We start from the raw sequence: 1,652 nt of genomic DNA, 5'->3' as shown, positions 1-1,652 counted from the left end.
CATGAATGCCTTCTTCTAATATAAACAAACTACTCAAGATGGATAAGATTAAGTTCCTCCATTACTTACAGTAATAGAATGTAGAAAAACCACTGATTAGGTCCAGTGGCTTTTTCTGTTTTCAGATTGTATATGACATATATCTTTTAAAGTTAATAAAAATTAAGAAAAAATTAATATCACAGCAGCAAACCTTCCACCTGAACAAAGTGAAATTGCGTTGGTAGAGTTAAACTCAATAAATAGTAAGAAGGTCTCTGTACCGGGGATAAAAGAAGCCAAGGTTCGCATGGAATGTACATTAGAACATGTTATTGCGTTAGGTAATGAAGAGTCTCCTGGTAGTGACTTAATTATAGGGAAAGTAGTTCAGTTTCATATTAAAGATGAATTATATGAAAACGGAAGAATTGATCATGAAGGATTAGGCGCTGTTAGCAGATTGGCAGGTAACAACTATGCAAAAATAGGGGAAGTTTTTTCAATCGAAAGACCAAAATAACCTTAGTTTAGGGGATGGGAGTACAAAAATATGATTAAAACGTTAGGTATTCATCATATTACAGCTATAGTGAATGATCCTCAAAGAAATATAGATTTTTACGCTAATGTACTTGGTTTACGACTAGTAAAAAAAACAGTGAACTTTGATCGTCCAGAAGTCTATCATCTTTACTTTGGAAATCAATAATTAAATAATAAGAAATAAGCAAAGCGATATACTTCCTCACTTTAATTAGGAAGTATATCGCTTCTTTTCTTTCGAGTGAAATATGTAGGAGTCGACTAGTTAGAATCGAGAAACAAAGTATGTTACCAACAGTTGAGATGTTATTTTTGTAAGTATATTCTCAGCAATAAAGTATTATTTGACGGGGAAATGGAGATAGTAAGTCTGTTAAATTCTAAAAAACAATGGAGTGAAATAATGGAAAAATTAATGCTAAGAGGATTGCTTGCTTTGTGTTTACTTCTATTTCCCTTTTTGGCGAAAAAGCCTCACTTTAAAGAAATGCTTATTGTTTTTTTCTCAAAAGGCGTTCTAGCCACTCTTATCGATGCGTATGTAGTAAATACGAAGAGAGTTGAGTATCCGGTACGTCCTTTTCCTAAAATTTTCTCCACAAATATTATTTTTGATGTTTTGTTTTTTCCCTTATTAAGTATGGCTTGGGTTAGACAGTCATATAACGATAATATTCCAAAGATTTTATTAAAAAGTTTAACTTGGAGTGTACCAATGAGCCTTTCTCAATGGTATTTAGAAAGGAATAGTAAATTATTCAAATGGAAAAATTGGTCTCCATTTCATACTTTTGGAAGTGTTAGCTTTACACTTCTTACAATTAGAGCTCTAGCAGGCTTAGTAAAGAAAATTGATGGCACGCACTAATTAAAAGTAGACTGACGTACTTATTAAGCAATTAGGTACTAGGAGAATTTATATATCTAAAAAATAAGGTTGAGTTTATGAGAAAAACAACAAAATTAGAAGCAGTTCTATGGAGTGTTGCTCTACCAGGGTTTGGACAACTTTTAAATGGTCAACTCATTAAGGGACTAACTTTTATATTCTTGGAGTTTCTTATTAATACAAAAAGTTCTTTTAATCATGCGATTCTTTATAGTTTCCTTGGCCAAATTAATAAGGC

The 1,652-nt window shown here is 31.9% G+C and carries 1 protein-coding gene and 3 pseudogenes; all 4 read left to right on the top strand.

Annotation, left to right across the window (positions count from 1 at the left end):
* Nucleotides 1-166: 166 nt before the first annotated feature.
* A pseudogene (locus tag RB298_RS05180) lies at nucleotides 167-502 on the top strand (flavin reductase); the annotation flags it as partial.
* A 30-nt stretch (nucleotides 503-532) separates the two neighbouring features.
* Nucleotides 533-688: pseudogene (locus RB298_RS05175) on the top strand (VOC family protein); the annotation flags it as partial.
* Nucleotides 689-928: 240 nt separating this feature from the next.
* Nucleotides 929-1,393 (top strand): CBO0543 family protein, encoded by a 465-nt coding sequence (locus RB298_RS05170; protein ID WP_328236537.1) that lies wholly within the window; start codon nucleotides 929-931, stop codon nucleotides 1,391-1,393.
* Between the two features lie 77 nt (nucleotides 1,394-1,470).
* Nucleotides 1,471-1,652 (top strand): annotated as a pseudogene (locus tag RB298_RS05165) (hypothetical protein); the annotation flags it as partial.

The organism is Priestia sp. BR_2 (assembly GCF_041954005.1).
GTDB classification, from domain to species: Bacteria; Bacillota; Bacilli; order Paenibacillales; family Paenibacillaceae; genus Paenibacillus_AQ; species Paenibacillus_AQ lautus_A.
This window is presented reverse-complemented; position numbering and strand designations above follow the sequence as displayed.